The organism is Marinobacter sp. 3-2, assembly GCF_003751355.1.
Taxonomy (GTDB): domain Bacteria; phylum Pseudomonadota; class Gammaproteobacteria; order Pseudomonadales; family Oleiphilaceae; genus Marinobacter; species Marinobacter adhaerens.
The window spans coordinates 517,841-535,089 of sequence record NZ_RJUQ01000013.1; the positions used below are offsets into that span (position 1 = coordinate 517,841).

At 60.5% G+C, this 17,249-nt stretch carries 8 protein-coding genes; 6 read left to right on the forward strand and 2 right to left on the reverse strand.

Annotation, left to right across the window (positions count from 1 at the left end; all coding sequences use genetic code 11):
- Positions 1-18: 18 nt before the first annotated feature.
- Positions 19-804, reverse strand: a complete 786-nt coding sequence (locus EDB94_RS09790) for an SDR family oxidoreductase (protein WP_108018242.1) — start codon at positions 802-804, stop codon at positions 19-21.
- A gap of 155 nt (positions 805-959) precedes the next feature.
- Here EDB94_RS09790 and recC point away from each other — a divergent pair, with 155 nt between their 5' ends.
- The 4 genes from recC to EDB94_RS09810 all read left to right on the forward strand — a co-directional run bounded on the left by recC (position 960) and on the right by EDB94_RS09810 (position 11,992).
- Positions 960-4,586, forward strand: coding sequence for an exodeoxyribonuclease V subunit gamma (gene recC, locus EDB94_RS09795; protein ID WP_108018243.1), 3,627 nt, complete (start codon positions 960-962; stop codon positions 4,584-4,586).
- On the forward strand, positions 4,583-8,305 hold the full coding sequence (gene recB / locus EDB94_RS09800; RefSeq protein ID WP_108018244.1) for an exodeoxyribonuclease V subunit beta: 3,723 nt from the start codon (positions 4,583-4,585) through the stop codon (positions 8,303-8,305). Before recC ends, recB begins: the two co-directional genes overlap by 4 nt.
- Positions 8,302-10,575: an exodeoxyribonuclease V subunit alpha gene (gene recD, locus EDB94_RS09805; RefSeq protein ID WP_108018245.1), complete on the forward strand. Its 2,274-nt coding sequence runs from the start codon at positions 8,302-8,304 to the stop codon at positions 10,573-10,575. The genes recB and recD overlap by 4 nt, the downstream gene beginning before the upstream one ends.
- A 67-nt stretch (positions 10,576-10,642) precedes the next feature.
- Positions 10,643-11,992, forward strand: a complete 1,350-nt coding sequence (locus tag EDB94_RS09810; RefSeq protein WP_108018246.1) for a sensor domain-containing diguanylate cyclase — start codon at positions 10,643-10,645, stop codon at positions 11,990-11,992.
- Here the strand turns inward: EDB94_RS09810 and EDB94_RS09815 are convergent.
- Positions 11,977-13,794 carry an ABC transporter ATP-binding protein/permease gene (locus tag EDB94_RS09815; RefSeq protein WP_108018247.1) on the reverse strand — a complete coding sequence of 606 codons (1,818 nt, stop codon included), beginning with the start codon at positions 13,792-13,794 and terminating at the stop codon, positions 11,977-11,979. The two genes, EDB94_RS09810 and EDB94_RS09815, sit on opposite strands and share 16 nt — an antisense overlap.
- A gap of 252 nt (positions 13,795-14,046) precedes the next feature.
- Between EDB94_RS09815 and EDB94_RS09820 the strand changes: the two genes are divergently transcribed.
- Together EDB94_RS09820 and gabT are read left to right on the forward strand one after the other, a co-directional pair.
- Entirely contained in the window at positions 14,047-15,777 is a 1,731-nt protein-coding gene (locus EDB94_RS09820) for an ABC transporter transmembrane domain-containing protein (RefSeq protein WP_108018248.1), read from the forward strand.
- A gap of 89 nt (positions 15,778-15,866) precedes the next feature.
- The gene (gene gabT / locus EDB94_RS09825) at positions 15,867-17,144 is read left to right on the forward strand and encodes a 4-aminobutyrate--2-oxoglutarate transaminase (RefSeq protein WP_014578841.1); all 1,278 of its coding nucleotides are present in this window, start codon (positions 15,867-15,869) and stop codon (positions 17,142-17,144) included.
- The last annotated feature ends 105 nt before the right edge of the window (positions 17,145-17,249 follow it).

Genomic DNA, 17,249 nt, shown 5'->3' on the forward strand with positions numbered 1-17,249 from the left:
GGCCCGCTTGACGTTCCCCTAGCTTCCAGCGAATGAGAGCGAATCCACCAGATCGGCGCCGTTGAACACGGCCCCGTGAAAATCGCTTTCCGGTATCTGATTGAGCGCAAACACGATGACACTGGCGGCCTGTTCGGCACTCAGGCAATCCCCCGACGCCAGACGATTGGCCAGCCACTCCGCGTGGGGCAGATCTAACTTGCCCGCCTTATCGATATGGCTTCGAATACCCGGCGTATCCACCAGCCCCGGCTGAAAGAGGCTGACAACCGGCCCGTCCGACATGGTGTCGAACTCAACGGACATCTGACGCACCAGCCGACGCAGCGCCATCTTGCTGATCCCGTAGCTGCCCGTTCCGGGTTGCGCATGCTTGTCCATACCCGCACCAATCATCACGATTCGCGACGCGGGATCACCCCCTTTGAGTATCGGTAACAACGATTGGGTGAGCAGCATGGGCGCGGACACGTTCACGGTCAGGGCTTCCTGGAAATCGATGAGCCCAAGGCTGGCAAAATCCGCAGCTGGCTCACCCACGCCAGCGCAATACACAAACGCTGAAAGACGATCTACCGCGTCGCTCACCTGCTGCGCGAGATCACGGGTGCTTTCGGGATCCGCAAGGTCCACTTGCAGCGTCATCACTTCACGGTCGGGCGCCTCCACGCGGAGCTTTGTCGCGACCTCCTCCAGCTTCGACACGGTGCGACCTGCAAGGATCAGGTCGTGGCCTTGAGCAGCAAGTTCCAGGGCCAGGGCCCGCCCAATGCCCGACCCCGCGCCAGTGATCAGTGTCCACATAGTGCTTCTCCCTTTTGCCGATAATTCACGACACCGTTTGTCGCGACGGGCCGTTATGATTTTTGGAGATCAGACGTTTCAGACAGTCCGCATCTGTGGTCACATACGGTAACCTGTGGCAACAGGATTGAACTGCACACCAGACAAGGAAATTCATGGCCGCACTCTCCACCGAGCCCACCGAGCAACGCGCCAGGATCGAACCCGGGTTTCACGCGATCCACGCCAACCATCTGGAAGACTTGCGCCGGGCCGTTGTCTACATCTGTCGGCACAACCCCATGCCGCCACTGGAGAGCGAGACCTTCCTGGTGCAGAGCAACGGTATTGCCCAGTGGCTGAAGCTGGCGCTGGCGGAGAAGCGCACCGAAGATGGCTTTGAAGGCGGCCTTGGGATTGCTGCCGGTATGGATTTCCTGTTCCCGGCCCGGTTTATCTGGCAAGCCTACCGGGCCGTGCTTCCGGACGGTGAGGTACCGGAGCAGTCGCCCTTCGACAAGCGGCGGCTGGTGTGGCGGCTGTACCGGTTATTGCCACGTCTGGTGGGGCAGGACGAAGCCTTTACACCGTTGGCCCGTTTTCTGGAAGGTAACGATCCGGACCTGCGCAATTTCCAGCTGGCGGAGAAGGTCGCCGATCTGTTTGACCAGTACCAGGTGTTCCGGGCCGACTGGCTGGCGGCCTGGGAGCAGGGCAAGGATGTGATCATCACCGCCCGGGCCGAGGAAAAACCTCTGGATGCGGAAACCCGCTGGCAGCCCCTGCTCTGGCGCCGGCTGGTTGAGGATGTGGGCGCAGACGCTCATACCAGCCGCTCGCAGATCCATACCCGGTTCATGGAACAGGGCCAGCGACTTCAGGCGCCGGCCAACCCGTTCCGGCTGCCGACCCGCATTGTCGTCTTTGGCGTCTCCTCACTGCCCCGGCAAGCGTTGGAAGCCCTGTACGTGCTGAGCCGGTTCAGTCAGGTAGTGCTGTGTGTTCACAACCCCTGCCAGTTCTACTGGGCCGACATCATCAGCGACCGGGAGCTGCTCACCGCCGAACGCAAACGGGGCAGGACCCATCCGACACTTTCCGCCATTGAAGATCCGGACCAGCTGCACCAGCACGCCAATCCGTTGCTCGCCGCCTGGGGCAAGCAGGGCCGGGACTACATCCGTCTGCTGGACGAGTTCGACAATCCAGACCAGTACCGGGGCAGCTTCCAGACCCCGGACCAGAAAATTGATATCTTCTCGGACCATGGCAACCCGGAAGCACCGCGCCTGCTGCATCAGCTGCAGAACGATATCCACAACCTGACGCCCCTCCAGGAGATCCGCCAGCAACGGCGACAACTGGATATTCAGCGGGATCATTCCCTGGCGTTCCACGAGGCCCACAGCCCGCAGCGGGAAGTGGAAATTCTGCACGATCAGCTTCTCGCCGCCTTCAACGTCGATCCCACGCTGCGGCCCCGGGACGTCATCGTGATGGTGCCCGATATCAACGTGTACGCGCCCCACATCCAGGCCGTATTCGGCCGCTACCAGCCGGGCCGGAAGCGCCACATTCCCTTCACCATTTCCGACCAGGGCCAGCGCCACCACGAGCCGGTGCTGATTGCCCTGGAAACCCTGATGTCACTGCCCCGCAGCCGTTTTTCGGTGAGTGAGATCATCAGCCTGCTGGAAGTACCTGGCATACGGGACCGTTTCGGAATCAATGAAGACGAGATCCCCCTGGCTCGTCGCTGGGTCGAGGGCGCCAATATCCGCTGGGGTCTGCACGGCCAGCACCGGGAAAGCCTGGACCTGCCCTCCGAGCTGGAGCGCAACACCTGGCAATCCGGGCTGCGCTCAATGCTGCTGGGCTATGGTATGGGCGACGATGAGCCCTGGGCCGGTGTGGAACCCTTCGGCGAGATCGGCGGGCTGCAGGCCAGTCTTGCCGGCCGCCTGAACGACTTTGTGCATCAGCTGGAAACCCTCTGGCAGGCACTTCAGACCCATCGCACACCGGACGAATGGGAACGCCTGTTCTCAGAGATGCTCGGGCAGTTCTTCCACAAGGTCGAAGGCGGCGACCTGTTGCTGCTGAACCGTTTCCGCCGCCAGTTGGAGCAGTGGCTGGAAGACGCCCTGGCAGCAGGCCTTGAGGAACAGACCCTGCCCCTGAACATCGTCAAGGATGTGCTGCTGGAGGGGCTGGATGAAGGCGGCCTGAACCAGCGTTTCCTGGCCGGCAAGGTCAATTTCGCCACCCTGATGCCCATGCGGGCCATACCCTTCCGGAAAGTGTGCCTGCTGGGCATGAACGACGGCGACTATCCCCGCTCCCGGCCGCCGGTGGATTTCGATCTCATGGCCCAGGATTACCGCCCGGGGGACCGCTCCCGCCGGGAAGACGATCGCTACCTGTTCCTGGAAGCCCTGTTATCCGCGCGGGAGCAGCTTTACATCAGCTGGGTAGGCCGCAGCATCAAGGATGATTCGGAACGGCCGCCGTCGGTTCTGGTGGGGCAGCTTCAGGATCATCTGGACAGCCTGTGGTCCGTGGCAGGGCAACCGGAGACCAAGGTCACCCAGGCACTGACTACCCAACACCCGTTACAGCCGTTCAGCCGGAGCTATTTCCCGAAAGCCAACGGGCTGGAGGCGGGTGCAAAGGGGGAAACCAGTTCGCCCCGTCCCCTGGCCGAGGTGTTGGAGGCACGCCGGTTATTTACCTACGAGCGGGAATGGCGCAGTGCCCATGGTGGTGAGGCTGCCGCGCAGACACAGTCGGCACTACCTTACCAGGCGCCCGAAGAGCCCATCAGCCTGAACGATCTGGCGGCTTTCCTGAAAAAGCCCATCGACACCTTTTACCAGCGCCGGCTGCAGGTGCGCTTCGAGGATGTCGAAGACGACGATACCGACAACGAAAATTTCGAGCTGGACGGCCTGGACCGCTGGCGCCTGGACAACGAGCTGATCCAGGATGGGCTATTGAAAGCCAGCAGCGACGAGGAACTGCACGATCGGTTGCAGGCAACTCTGGACCGCATGGCGCGACGCGGCGACCTGGGTATGGGCGTGACCGAACACCGCCTGCGTTCCGAGCTGGCGGGGCGCTTGCCCGATCTGTTCGAGCGTTACCAGAACGCACTGGCTGACTGGCCGGAAGCGGTTGCTGAACCGCTGCCCTTTGATTACCGGTTTGAAAACGCCCTGGGTTCGGTGGAAATCGCGGATCTGATCGACAACCTGCGCTGCAATGCCCAGGGAGAGCTGTGCCGGCTGGTGGTAGCCAGTTCCAGCCTGCTGACCGGTTCAGGATCCAGCAAGAAAGTACGCTATGCCAATCTGATGCGGGACTGGCTGATCCATCTGGCAGGCCAGCTCGGCGGTCAACCTTTTGAGACCCTGGTTCTGGGCAAGGAGGAGGGACGGAAATTCCGCTTTGCTCCATTGCATCCAGAGCGGGCCAGACCGTTGTTCGAAACGGTGCTCAGCGGGTGGATGGACGCCACCACCCGGGCGCTGCCCATTCACTGCGAGGCCGGCTTTGCCTGGATCACCAGTTTCTACGGCAGCAAAAAGTACGTCGGTGACCATGAGCGAGCCATATCGGAGGCGCAGCAGGCCTATTCCATTGCTCTGGAGCGGGATACCGGTTACCTGAGAGGGGCCTTTGAAACACCGGAGCTGCTGATGGCCAGCGGTGAATTCGAAGCCCTGTTGCATCAGCTCTACGTGCCGGTTTGGGAAGCCGAGCAGGACAAATCGGCTGCAGATCAGATCGGAGGCCTGGAATGACCGAGCAGATGACCAACCGGAATCCGAACCTGGATCCCCTGGCACTGGCCCTCAACGGCAGTGCCCTGATCGAGGCCAGTGCCGGCACCGGCAAAACCTTCACCATTGCCATCCTGTACGTGCGACTGGTGCTTGGCCACGGCCAGCCGTCAGACAGCCCGCTGCAAAACCTGCTGCCTCCCAACCTGCTGGTGGTCACTTTTACCGAGGCCGCCACCAAGGAACTGCGTGACCGTATCCGCACCCGGCTCACCCAGGCCGCGGAGGTGTTTTCCGACGCGCCCGACGAGCCCAATCCACCCGCGGAAACGGCACTGATCTACCAGCTACGGGATGAAAGCTACCCGGATCCGGCCAGCTGGCCGGAATGCCGAAAGAAGCTGCTATTGGCCGCCGAATGGATGGACGAGGCGGCGGTATCCACCATCCACAGTTTCTGCAACCGCATGCTCAGCGAGCACGCCTTCGACAGCGGCAGCCTGTTCAAACTCACCCTCGAAACCGACCAGAGCGAATTGCTGGACGAGGTTGCCCGGGATTACTGGCGCACCTTTGTCTATCCTCTGCCGCCGGCGCTGATGGACGAGGCCCTGAGCCACTGGAAAACCCCCGGGGACCTGCGCCAGGGTGTTCGCAACCTGATTGACGATCCCCAGAGCCTGGGCACACCGCCGGACAGTGTTTATCAGGCCATCGATCAGGTGGTCCACCGGCGTCTGGAACAGTCACAGGCCCTGAAAGCCCACCCCTGGCGCCAGTGGCGCGATGACGTCATCGAGCTGCTGAACGATCTGAACAAGAGCAAGCGACTCCATGGCGCCAGCAAGAATGCCATGATCAAGGTCTGGGATTTGCTGGTTGCCTGGGCGGAATCGGACGACCTTTTGCCCGAAAAGATCGATAGCGCCGCGGGCTTCAAGAATCAGACGCCCGAAGGGCTCGACAAGATTCTCAAGGGCGATGATTCTGCCCCTCATCACCCGGCCTTTGATGCCATCGGAGCGCTGCTGGAATTCAGCCAGAACCAGCCCAACGCCAAATCCGACATCCTGCGCCACGCCAGCCACTGGATTGCCGGGCGGCTGGAGTCAGAAAAGCAGAAACGCTCGGAAATGGGCTTTGACGATCTGCTCACCCGTCTGGACGATGCGCTGCACGGCCCCCGGGGCGACCAGCTGGCCGCGACGATCCGTCGCCAGTTTCCCGTTGCTCTGATTGACGAATTCCAGGACACCGACCCGGTGCAGTACCGTATCTTCGACCGCATCTACAACGTGGCGGGCAGTGATCACGGTACCTGCCTGCTGATGATCGGGGATCCCAAGCAGGCCATTTACGGCTTTCGGGGGGCCGACATCTACACCTACCTGCAGGCCCGGCAGGGCGTGAAAGAGCGCACCTACACACTGGGTAAGAACTTCCGCTCCGCCAAGTCCATGGTGGCGGCGGTTAACCGGGTCTTTGAACACAGTGACCAGAACAGCCGGGACGGCGCCTTCCTGTTCGGCAAGGGCGATACCTCACCGCTGCCGTTCCAGGGTGTGGACGCCCATGGCACCAAACGAAGCTGGTCGATCAACGGGGAAGTGCAGCCCAGCCTGGTGTTCTGGACCCACGAATCCGGGGAAGAGGACAGGGACGGCAATCCGAAAGGTATGGCCAAGGGCACTGCCACGGCCGATGTGGCGGAAACCTGCGCCAGTGAGATCGCCCAATTGCTGACCCTGGGCCAGGCCGGGCAGGCGGGTTTTGCTTTGCACGATAATTCAGAGAATCTGGAGCCGGTTGCCCCCAAAGACATCGCGATACTGGTCAACAACCGCAACGAGGCCAGCGCCGTGCGGGACGCCCTGGGCCAGCGGCGTATCAAGAGTGTGTACCTGTCAGACCGCGATTCGGTGCTGACCTCCCGGGAATCACAGGAAATGCTCTGCTGGCTTCGGGCATTTGCCGAGCCCCGGCAGCTGGCCTATATCCGCGCGGCCCTGGCTACACCCACCCTCGGTCAGTCCTGGCATGCCATGAATCAGCTTCTCACCGACGAGCTCGTGCTGGAACGGGAAATCGAGCGCTTTATTGGTTACCAGCAGCAATGGCAGAAACAGGGTGTACTGCCCATGCTGCGAACCTTCCTGATGGATTTCGAGGTGCCAGGCCAGTTACTGCAACGCCCTGACGGCGAACGGCGGTTGACCGACATTCTGCACATTGCCGAGTTGCTGCAGCAGGACAGCCTGCAACTGGACGGCGAACATGCCCTGGTGCATCACTACACCCAGATTCTGCGTGCAGCCGACGAGGAAGATGAACACCGTACCCTGCGGCTGGAAAGTGATGCCGGGCTGGTGAAGGTCATCACCGTGCACAAGTCCAAGGGCCTGGAGTACCCGCTGGTGTTTCTTCCCTTCGGCACGGCCTTTCGCGCCCAGAGTGAAAAGCAGGCCTTCGTGCGCTATCACAATGAGCAGGGCAGGCTGGTCACGGTATTCGACCCGTCGCCGGACGACGTGGCCAGGGCGGACCGGGAGCGCCTAGGCGAGGATATCCGCAAGCTCTACGTGGCCCTGACCCGGGCCCGCTTCGCCACCTGGGTCGGCACGGCGGCCCTGGACAACTGGCAGCAAAGCGGACTGGGCTACCTGATTGCCGGCGAAGGGCAAAGCCGTATCAGCGACTGCCTGGGGAAACTGGCAGAGGGCAGAGCAGAGATCCGGATAGCCCCGTTACCGGATCCGGACGATACGCACTACCACGAACCGGCGCCGGAAGCGCTTGGCCCGGCCATGGTCTCTTCCCGCGAGGCCAGAGAGGACTGGTGGATTGCCAGCTACTCCTCCATCGAATACACCGGCATGACCGGCACCGGGATCGCGTTTACCGGTGAGGTGGAAGATGCCCAGACCCAGAACCTGCTGGAAGAAAGCAGCCTGGACGAAGAGGAAGACTCGGCTCAAATGGCCAACCAGCGCAACCAGCATAACTTTCCGAAAGGCGCCGGACCCGGCACCTTCCTGCACGAATTGCTGGAATGGTGCACGCAACAGGGGTTCCAGCGGGTTGTGGATAACCCGCCGCTGCTTCATGAACAACTGACTCGGCGCTGCGGGACCCGTGGCTGGAACGAGTGGGTGGAGTCGCTGGAGCGCTGGTTGCTGGCATTGATCAGCAAACCATTGAGCCTCGACCGGGCCGGTGCAGAAACCGTCTGCCTGGCGGACCTGACCACCCTGCGCCCGGAACTGGAGTTCTGGTTTGAAAGCCGCAACGTCAGTATCCGGAAACTCGACGAGCTGGTAACCGCGCACACCCTGAATCACGCGGACCGTCCCCGAGTCGAGGAGACCCGATTCAACGGGATGCTCAAGGGGTTTATCGATCTGGTGTTCGAACACAACGGGCGCTATTACGTGCTGGACTACAAATCCAATACCCTGGGCGAAGACGACAGCGCCTATACCGATCAGGCAATGGGCAACGCCATCCTGGATAAACGCTACGATCTGCAATACGTGCTCTACCTGCTGGCCCTGCACCGGCTGCTTAAAGCCCGTTTGCCGGATTACGACTACGACCGACACATTGGCGGCGCGGTGTATCTGTTCCTGCGAGGCATTGATTCCAGCACAGGTGGCGCCTTCACCGACAAACCGCCCAGAGCCCTGATTGAACAACTGGATGCCCTGTTTGATGGCGAGTCGGTTGCGGAGGTGGCCGCATGAGCCGTTCCCGCTCCCAAACCGGAAAGTCCGACCACCAGATTGATCTGTTCGCGGAGGACATCGCTGCGGAAACGCCGACCATACCCGCTGCCGGTGATACCACCTTCGCTATCAAAGATCTGCTCTCGAGCCCGGATAAAACCGAGACCCTGCTGCTGCACTGGCAGCAGGCGGAGTGGATCCGCGCGCTGGATGTGGGGTTTGCCCGGCTGATCCGGGAGCTCTCGGAAGAGCAGGGCGAACGCCCGGACCCACTGCTCCTGCTGCTGGCGGCACTGGTCTCCCATCAGGTGGGGCGTGGCCATGTCTGCGTCGATCTGGGCAATCTCCTGGCCGATGCCGGGCGTACCCTGTCACTGCCGCCAGAGGAGTCGGTCCAGGAGCCGCTCACCGATCCCGGCACCAGCGAGCCGGACCGGCCCAAGCCCGCCGACGTGCTTGCACTTGTAACGCTGCCGGAATGCTTGAGCACACTGGAAAGCGCCTGCGCCGTAAGTGATGGCTCACATACAACACCCCTGGTGCTGAACGGAACCCGGCTCTATCTGCGCAGATTCTGGCGCTACGAACAACGCATTGCGGCGGGTATCCGGCACCGCCTGGCTTTGCCATCACCCCTGGCAGATCCGGAATCCGGTCCGGCCCGCACCCTGTCCCTCGCTCTGGATACGCTGTTCCGGTCGTCAGAACCGGTGGATTACCAGAAACTGGCCTGTGCCCTGACGGCCCGCAACCATTTCGCCGTGATCACCGGCGGGCCGGGCACCGGCAAGACCACCACCGTGGTCAACCTGCTGGCGGCCCTGCAGGCCGTCGCCGGGGAATCCCCCGAACGGGCCGGTCGGAAATACCGGATCCGCCTGGCAGCCCCGACCGGCAAGGCGGCGGCCCGACTGAACGAATCCATCGGTGGTGCAGTGAGCCGGTTACCCCTTGCCGAACTGCCGGGCAACGTGGACCTGAATGATATCCCCACCAGGGTCACTACCCTGCACCGGTTACTGGGCAGCCGGCCGGATACCCGCAAATTCCACCATAACCGGGACAACCCTTTGCTGGTGGATATCCTGGTGATCGACGAGGCCTCAATGATGGACGTGGATCTTATGGCGTCGGTGTTTGATGCCCTGCCCGCCAACGCCCAGCTGATCCTGTTGGGCGACAAGGACCAGCTGGCCTCGGTGGACGCCGGTGCAGTACTGGGGGAACTTTGCCAGCGGGCGTTGCTGGCGCATTACACACCGGAGACGGCCCGGTGGCTGGCCGCCATGGCCGAAGGCGAGATACCGGAGTCACTGGTGGACGAAACCGGCCAACCCATGGATCAGGCCGTGGCCATGCTGCGCAAGAGCTACCGGTTCCGGGAGGACAGCGGTATCCGCGCCTTTGCCGAAGCAGTGAACACTAACGCGCTTGACAACGCCATGTTGCGCCAGATCCGGGAAGCAGAATTCGACGACGTAATTTTGCTTAACAGCCGGTCGAAAAGTGGGGACACGGAAGACACCCTGGACCTGGTGTGTCGACATGCCATCACCGGCTCACCAGAGGCATTCCGAAATGCCGGGCAGGGCCGGCAAGTGAATGGGCAGAGCTTGCCACCAGCCGTTGGTTACCGCCATTACCTCGAACGCTTGCAGAATCATGGCCTGAACGAAAACAGTCCCCGCGAAGACTGGGATGCGATGGCGGTGCAGCTCCTTGAAGCCTTCAGTGACTTTCAGGTGCTCTGTGCCCTGCGCAAGGGCCCCTGGGGCGTGGAAGGCCTGAACGACCGGATCGCAAAGCAGTTACTGGCTGAAAAACTGATCCCGCGGGCCGAGGGCTGGTATGAGGGCCGGCCTGTGCTGATTACCGGCAACGACTACAATCTGGGCCTGATGAACGGCGACATCGGCATTGCCGTCAACGTGCCCTGGGACCGGACCGACACCGGTGAGCCTCGCTATACCCTGCGGGTGGCGTTTCCGGATAGCGACACCGCTGGCGGTATTCGCTGGATCTCGCCCAGTCGTCTGCAGCAGCTGGAAACCGTGTACGCCATGACGGTGCACAAATCCCAGGGTTCGGAGTTCAACCACACCTGCCTGGTCTTGCCGGACCGTTTGAGCCCGGTCCTGACAAAAGAGCTGGTCTATACCGGCATCACCCGCGCCCGGAACTGGTTCAGCCTGATTGTTGGGGACATTCCGGTGCTCAGGGAGGCCGTCTCGCAGCAGGTCTCCAGGGCCTCAGGTTTGGCGCTCGCACTTGTGGAATCTACTGACTAATGGGTATCGCCTCCAGCTACATGTTCTTATATGATCGCCGGGAACTCTCTGACATGCAGTACGTGGAATGCCCTCTCATTCTTTTTATCTTCAGCAAGACGAAGCCTCACGTCTAAAAACCATTCTGGAAGGGACCGGCGCCGGAACCTGGGAATGGAACGTCCAGACGGGGGAGACGATTTTTAATGAGCGCTGGGCGGAAATCATCGGGTATTCGCTGGAAGAACTTCAACCGGTTTCCATCGACACCTGGATGAAGCACGCCCATCCGGACGATCTGGCTCTGTCCGAACAGAAGTTAACGGCTCATTTCCGCGGCGACTCCGAGTATTACGAGTGTGAAGCCCGCATGCGTCATCGCGACGGCTACTGGGTTTGGGTCCGAGATTATGGTCGCCTCGTCAGTCGGACACTTGAAGGTGAGCCCGAGTGGATTTCCGGAACGCACATAGAGATCTCCAGCAGCAAGCAGTACGAACAGAGGCTGGAGCAAATCAAGGCTGAGCAACAGCAAACGATCCAGCGTTTTGAAAAAATGGCGTCGCTCTTGCCGGGAGTGGTGTTCCAGTTCGAGATCAGACCGGACGGAACCATGACGTTTCCCTATGCCAGTGCCGGCATTGAACGGGTCTATGGCGTGACGCCTGAGCAGGCGCTCGCCGATGGGACTATTGTGTTCCAGGCCATTCATCCAGAAGACCGCGGCTTTGTTGAACAGACCATTAACCACTCGAAGAAAAGCGGCGAAAACTGGATCTGTGAATATCGGGTTATAAACGAGGGCGTGGTCAGCTGGGTTCTGGGCCGTTCCAAACCGGAATTCAAGCCGAACGGTACGGTCATCTGGCACGGCGCGATCCTGGATATCACCTCCCAGAAAACGCTTGAAGAAGAGCTCCGACAGACATCAACCACTGACGATCTCACAGGTGCAGCCAATCGGCGTCGCTTCACCGAGGTGCTGTCCTGGGAGTTTGAGAGGCTGAAACGGAACGGCGCCGGCTATGCGGTCGTACTCTTCGATTTTGACTGGTTCAAGAGAGTGAATGATCATTACGGGCACCACGTTGGTGACCTTGTCCTGAGGGAGACTGCCCACCGCATCAAAAATGAACTGCGTACGGGCGACACGCTGGGGCGAATCGGTGGCGAGGAGTTTGCCGTGCTCTTGCCTCAGTGCGACGAGAACAGTGCCAGGCAATTTGCAGAACGCCTTCGCCGATCCGTTGAACAATTGCGGTTCATTGGTTTTGATGAACTGCGGGGCACCATAACCTGCGGCGTTGCCATTTCCGACCGGACTGACGAAAAACCCAGCCAGATTCTGGTACGTGCGGACCAGGCGATGTACCGGGGCAAGGCTCAAGGCCGCAATCAAGTGGTCGTGTTTGACTACAACGATCAGGATTCCGGCTGAATTTCGGTATCCCCGCCATCAGACTGGTGTTGCTGGAACCACAGTCGGGCGTAGTGCCCGTTCCGGGCCAACAAATCCTGATGGTGTCCGCTCTCCACGATTTTTCCGCCCTCCATAACAAGGATGCTGTCCGCATCCATAACAGTCGACAGCCTGTGGGCAATCACCAGTGTTGTACGCCTCTGGCTGACTTCCTTGAGCGCCGTAAGGATGGCCTGCTCCGAAAGTGAATCGAGAGAGGACGTGGCCTCATCCAGGATCAGCAACGGCGGGTTCTTCAGGATCACCCGGGCAATGGCCACCCGTTGTTTTTCACCACCGGAGAGCTTGAGGCCCCGTTCGCCGACTTTGGTTTCATAACCCTCCGGCAAGCTGTGGATAAAGTCTTCCAGGTGAGCCATCCGGGCCGCCCGATAGACTTCTTCTTCGGTAGCTTGCGGCCGGCCATAGGCCAGGTTCCGGTAAAGGGTATCGTTGAACAGCACCGTATCCTGAGGCACCACACCAATCGCCGAGCGCAGGCTGTCCTGGGTCACCTGCCGAATGTCCTGGCCGTCGATCCGTATGGCGCCCTGATCGACGTCGTAAAAGCGGAACAGCAGGCGGGCGAGGGTGGACTTGCCGGCGCCACTGGCTCCCACCACGGCAATCTTGTGGCCGGACGGGATGGAAAAATTCACATCCTTCAGAATCGGGCGGTCCGGGCGGTAGGCAAAGTGGATGTGGTCAAACTGCACTTCGCCTCTATCCACGGCCAGCTCGGTAGCATCTGGAGCATCTTCAATCGCCGGTTTGTCCCCCAGCAGTTTGAACAGGCGCTCGACATTCACCAGTGCCTGCCGGATTTCCCGGTAGACAAACCCCAGGGCGTTCAGGGGAATGAACAGCTGGAGCAGGTAGGCATTGATCATGGTGAAGTCACCGAGGGTGATCTCACCACTGGCCACTTCCCGGACCGCCATGGCCATGATCACGATCATCGCCAGACCGATAATCAATGCCTGACCGGAGTTAAGCGCGGCCAGGGACAGGCGGTTTTTCAGACGGGCCTGTTCCCAGTCGTCCAGATCCCGATCATAGACCTCGGCCTCGTACCGCTCGTTATTGAAATATTTGACGGTTTCATAGTTCAACAGGCTGTCTATGGCCCGCGAGTTGGACTGGTTATCCCGGGCATTGGCTTCGCGCACGAATTTCGTCCGCCACTCGGTGATCTTGATGGAAAAGACCACATACACCACCACGGCCACCAGGATCGCCAGCACATAACCCACGTTGAACACCACGAAAAGAATGCCGGCGACCATCAGGATCTCCAGCAGGGTGGGCACAATGTTGAACAGGGTAAAACGCAGCAGGAAGCTGATGCCGTTGGTACCCCGCTCGATATCCCGGGCCAGGCCACCGGTCTTTCGATCCAGGTGGAAGGCCAGTTCCCTCTGGTGCAGGTGCTCGAACACTCGCAGGGACACCCGGCGCATGGCCCGTTCAGCCACCCGGGCAAATACCGCATCCCGAAGCTCGTTGAACAGGGTGGCGCCAAACCGCAGTGTGCCGTAAGCCACCACAAGGATCACCGGGATCCAAAGCAGCATGTCCGCGCCGCGGTTCTGGTCGAGGTAGTCGACGATGTATTTCAGGGCAATGGGCGTGGCAACGGTCGCCAGCTTGGCCAACACCAGCAAAACCAGGGACAGGACTACTCGGCCGCGGAATTCGGCAAGATAGGGCCAGAGGCCTGAAATGATTTTCCAGTCCGGTTTATGATCTGCCGGGTAATCGTTGTCGGCGTAGGCTCTCAATTCATGTTCCTTCCGCTTCGGAGTAGTCGAGCGCGCGGGTGGAGCAGCTTGCCAGGACACGCTGTAAATACGTCCCTGTACGCTCGGCGAAAGCCATCCCTGGCTTTCGACGGTCCTGGCAAGCTGCTCCACCCGCACGCTCTTGCGTAGCTGTATGATAGGTCTTGTATGGAGTACAAACCGTATTGTTAGCGGAGTCTACAGCACCCCGTATCCAGGAGGCACATCATTAACACTCGTCACCGCAAGGCCCTGAAACTGGTCATCGACTTTATCAGCCCCTATCGCCGGGCTGTCGCCGGTGCCCTGGTGGCGCTGATTTTTACGGCCGGAATTACACTCGGGTTAGGACAGGGTCTACGTATTCTTGTCGATCAGGGATTAGCCACCGAGTCGCCGGAGAACCTGGCCAGGGCCATCGGTCTGTTTTTCATCCTGGTATTGGGCCTCGCATTTGGCTCGTTTGCCCGGTTCTATCTGGTGTCCTGGATCGGCGAACGGGTGGTGGCGGATATCCGCAAAAAAGTCTTCAACCACCTGATTGATCTTCATCCCGGCTTTTTCGAGCAGAACCGGGCCCTGGAAATCCAGTCCCGGTTTACCGCTGATACCACGGTTCTGCAGTCGGTGATTGGCTCCACGGTTTCCATTGCGCTGCGCAATGCCCTGATGCTGGTCGGGGGTTTGCTGCTGCTGTTCATCACCAACGCCAAACTGGCGAGCATTATTCTGCTGGGTTTCCCCCTGGTGATCGCGCCTATTCTGTTCTATGGCCGGCGGGTGCGGGCTCTTTCCCGTTTAAGCCAGGACCGGGTTGCCGATGTCGGCAGCTACGTGGGCGAGAACCTTACCCAGATCAAGACCGTTCAGGCCTTCAACCATCAGCCCCACGACCGCAAGTATTTTTCCGAAGTGTCTGAACGGGCATTCGAGATTGCCCGCCAGCGTATCCGTCAGCGCGCCTGGCTGACCACACTGGCCATCTCCCTGGTGATGGGCGCTGTGGGCATCGTCATCTGGATAGGGGGTCTGGACGTTATTCACGGCCGGATCAGCCCGGGCGAGCTGGCAGCCTTTGTCTTCTACAGTCTGCTGGTGGGTGTTGCTGCCGGCGCCATCAGCGAGGTCATCGGCGAGTTGCAGAGGGCTGCAGGCTCGGCGGCGCGGCTGTTTGAACTGTTACAGACTGAGCCGGCGTTTGAACGCAAAGCGTCGACACAGACACTCCCTGAACACGTTCAGGGGGCAATCCGGATTGAGCGGCTGAGCTTCAGTTACCCGGGGCGGCTGGAACAGCCCGCGCTGACAGATCTTTCGCTGGAGATCAGAGCAGGCGAGACACTGGCCCTGGTGGGGCCGTCCGGAGCCGGAAAATCCACGCTGTTCGATTTGCTGCTGCACTTCTATCAACCGACAGAGGGCCGAATTCTGCTCGATGGCGTCGACACTGCCGATCTGTCTCTCGATGCCCTGCGCCGGTGTTTTTCCCTGGTGCCCCAGAATCCCGCCCTGTTCCATGGCACGGTGGCCGACAACATCCGTTACGCGCGGCCTGACGCGAGCCAGGAGGATGTCGAGCAGGCTGCGAAGATCGCCCATGCCCATGATTTCATCCAGAGCCTGCCAAAAGGCTACGGGACGCTGCTCGGGGATGCCGGCCTGGGCCTGTCCGGTGGCCAGAAGCAGCGTCTTGCCATCGCCCGGGCGCTGCTGGCCGACGCGCCAGTGCTGTTGCTGGATGAGGCCACCAGCGCACTGGACGCGGAGAGCGAGAACCTGATCCAGCAAGCGATGCCAGCTCTCACTGCCGGGCGTACCACCCTCGTGATTGCCCATCGCCTGGCCACGGTCCGGGACGCGGACCGGATTGCCGTTATGGACCAGGGACGCCTGCTGGCGGTGGGCACCCATGAGGAACTGATGCGCCATAACGCCCTCTATCAACGCCTGGCAAAACTGCAATTCCGGGACAATGCGGCCTGAGGGCGACAATAGTCGGTTTGTTTCCTGTGACCGTACTACTTACACTGTTAGGTGAAACTTTCGAACCTGAACCCAGGGAGAATGGCAAAGTGAGCAATAAAGAATTGCAGGCACTCAAAGAACGCTACGTTGCGGCGGGCGCGGCAAGTCCCAATGAACAGTTTGCCGACCATGCAACGAATGCAGAGCTGTGGGACGCAGACGGCAAGCGCATGATCGATTTCGCCGGCGGCATCGGCGTACTGAATATCGGCCATCGCCACCCGAAGGTGGTGGAAGCGGTCAAAGCACAGCTGGACAAGCTGATGCATACCTGCCAGACGGTTATGCCCTATGAGGGCTACGTGAAACTGGCGGAGAAGCTCAGCGGTGTGGTTCCTGTGCGTGGCCACGCCAAGGTAATGCTGGCCAACTCCGGTGCCGAGGCCCTGGAAAACGCCATGAAGATCGCCCGTGCAGCGACTGGCAAAACCAACGTCATCTGCTTCGACGGTGGTTATCACGGCCGGACCTTCTACACCATGGCCATGAACGGTAAGGCAGCGCCGTACCAGACGGATTTCGGCCCCATGCCCGGCACCGTTTATCGTGCGCCTTATCCGGTTCCGTACCACGGTGTCAGTGAAGATGAAGCACTTCGTGGCCTGAAAATGGCCATGAAAGCCGATTCCCCGGCCCACAACACCGCAGCGATCGTTATCGAGCCGGTGCTGGGTGAGGGCGGCTTCTACGCGGCTCCGACCAGCTTCCTCAAGGAAATCCGCAAGATCTGCGACGAGAACGACATCCTCATGATCGCAGACGAAGTGCAGAGCGGTTTTGGCCGGACCGGCAAGATGTTTGCCATAGAGCACAGTGGCGTTGAGCCAGATCTGATGACCATGGCCAAGAGTATGGCTGATGGCATGCCGATTTCCGCCATCGTCGGTACCGACAAGTACATGGACGCGTCCGGGCCGAACTCTCTGGGCGGCACCTACACGGGCAGCCCGACCGCCTGTGCGGCAGCCCTGGCCGTATTCGACGTGTTCAAGGAAGAGGACATCCTCGGCAAGTCCCAGGCGCTGGGCGAAAAACTGAAGCAGCGCTTCAGCCAGTGGCAGGAACAGTTTGCCCACGTCGACAATGTGCGCAATCTTGGTCCCATGGCTGCGTTTGAGCTGGTGGAAAGCAAGGAAAGCCGTACGCCGAAGCCGGAACTGGCAGCGGCGGTAACCAAGAAGGCGAAGGAGAAGGGTCTGATTCTCCTGAGCTGTGGTATGTACGGCAACACCTTGCGGTTCCTGATGCCGGTCACCATCGAAGACGAGGTGCTGGAAGAAGGACTGGCGATTGTGGAAGAAAGCCTCAAGGAAGTGGGTGCCTGATCGGCGCTGACGCTCAAGAGGAAACAGAAAAACCGGGCATAAGCCCGGTTTTTTTATGCCCGTTTGGAAAGCCTCTATTCAGCCAAACCGCCGCTTCTGTGTGCG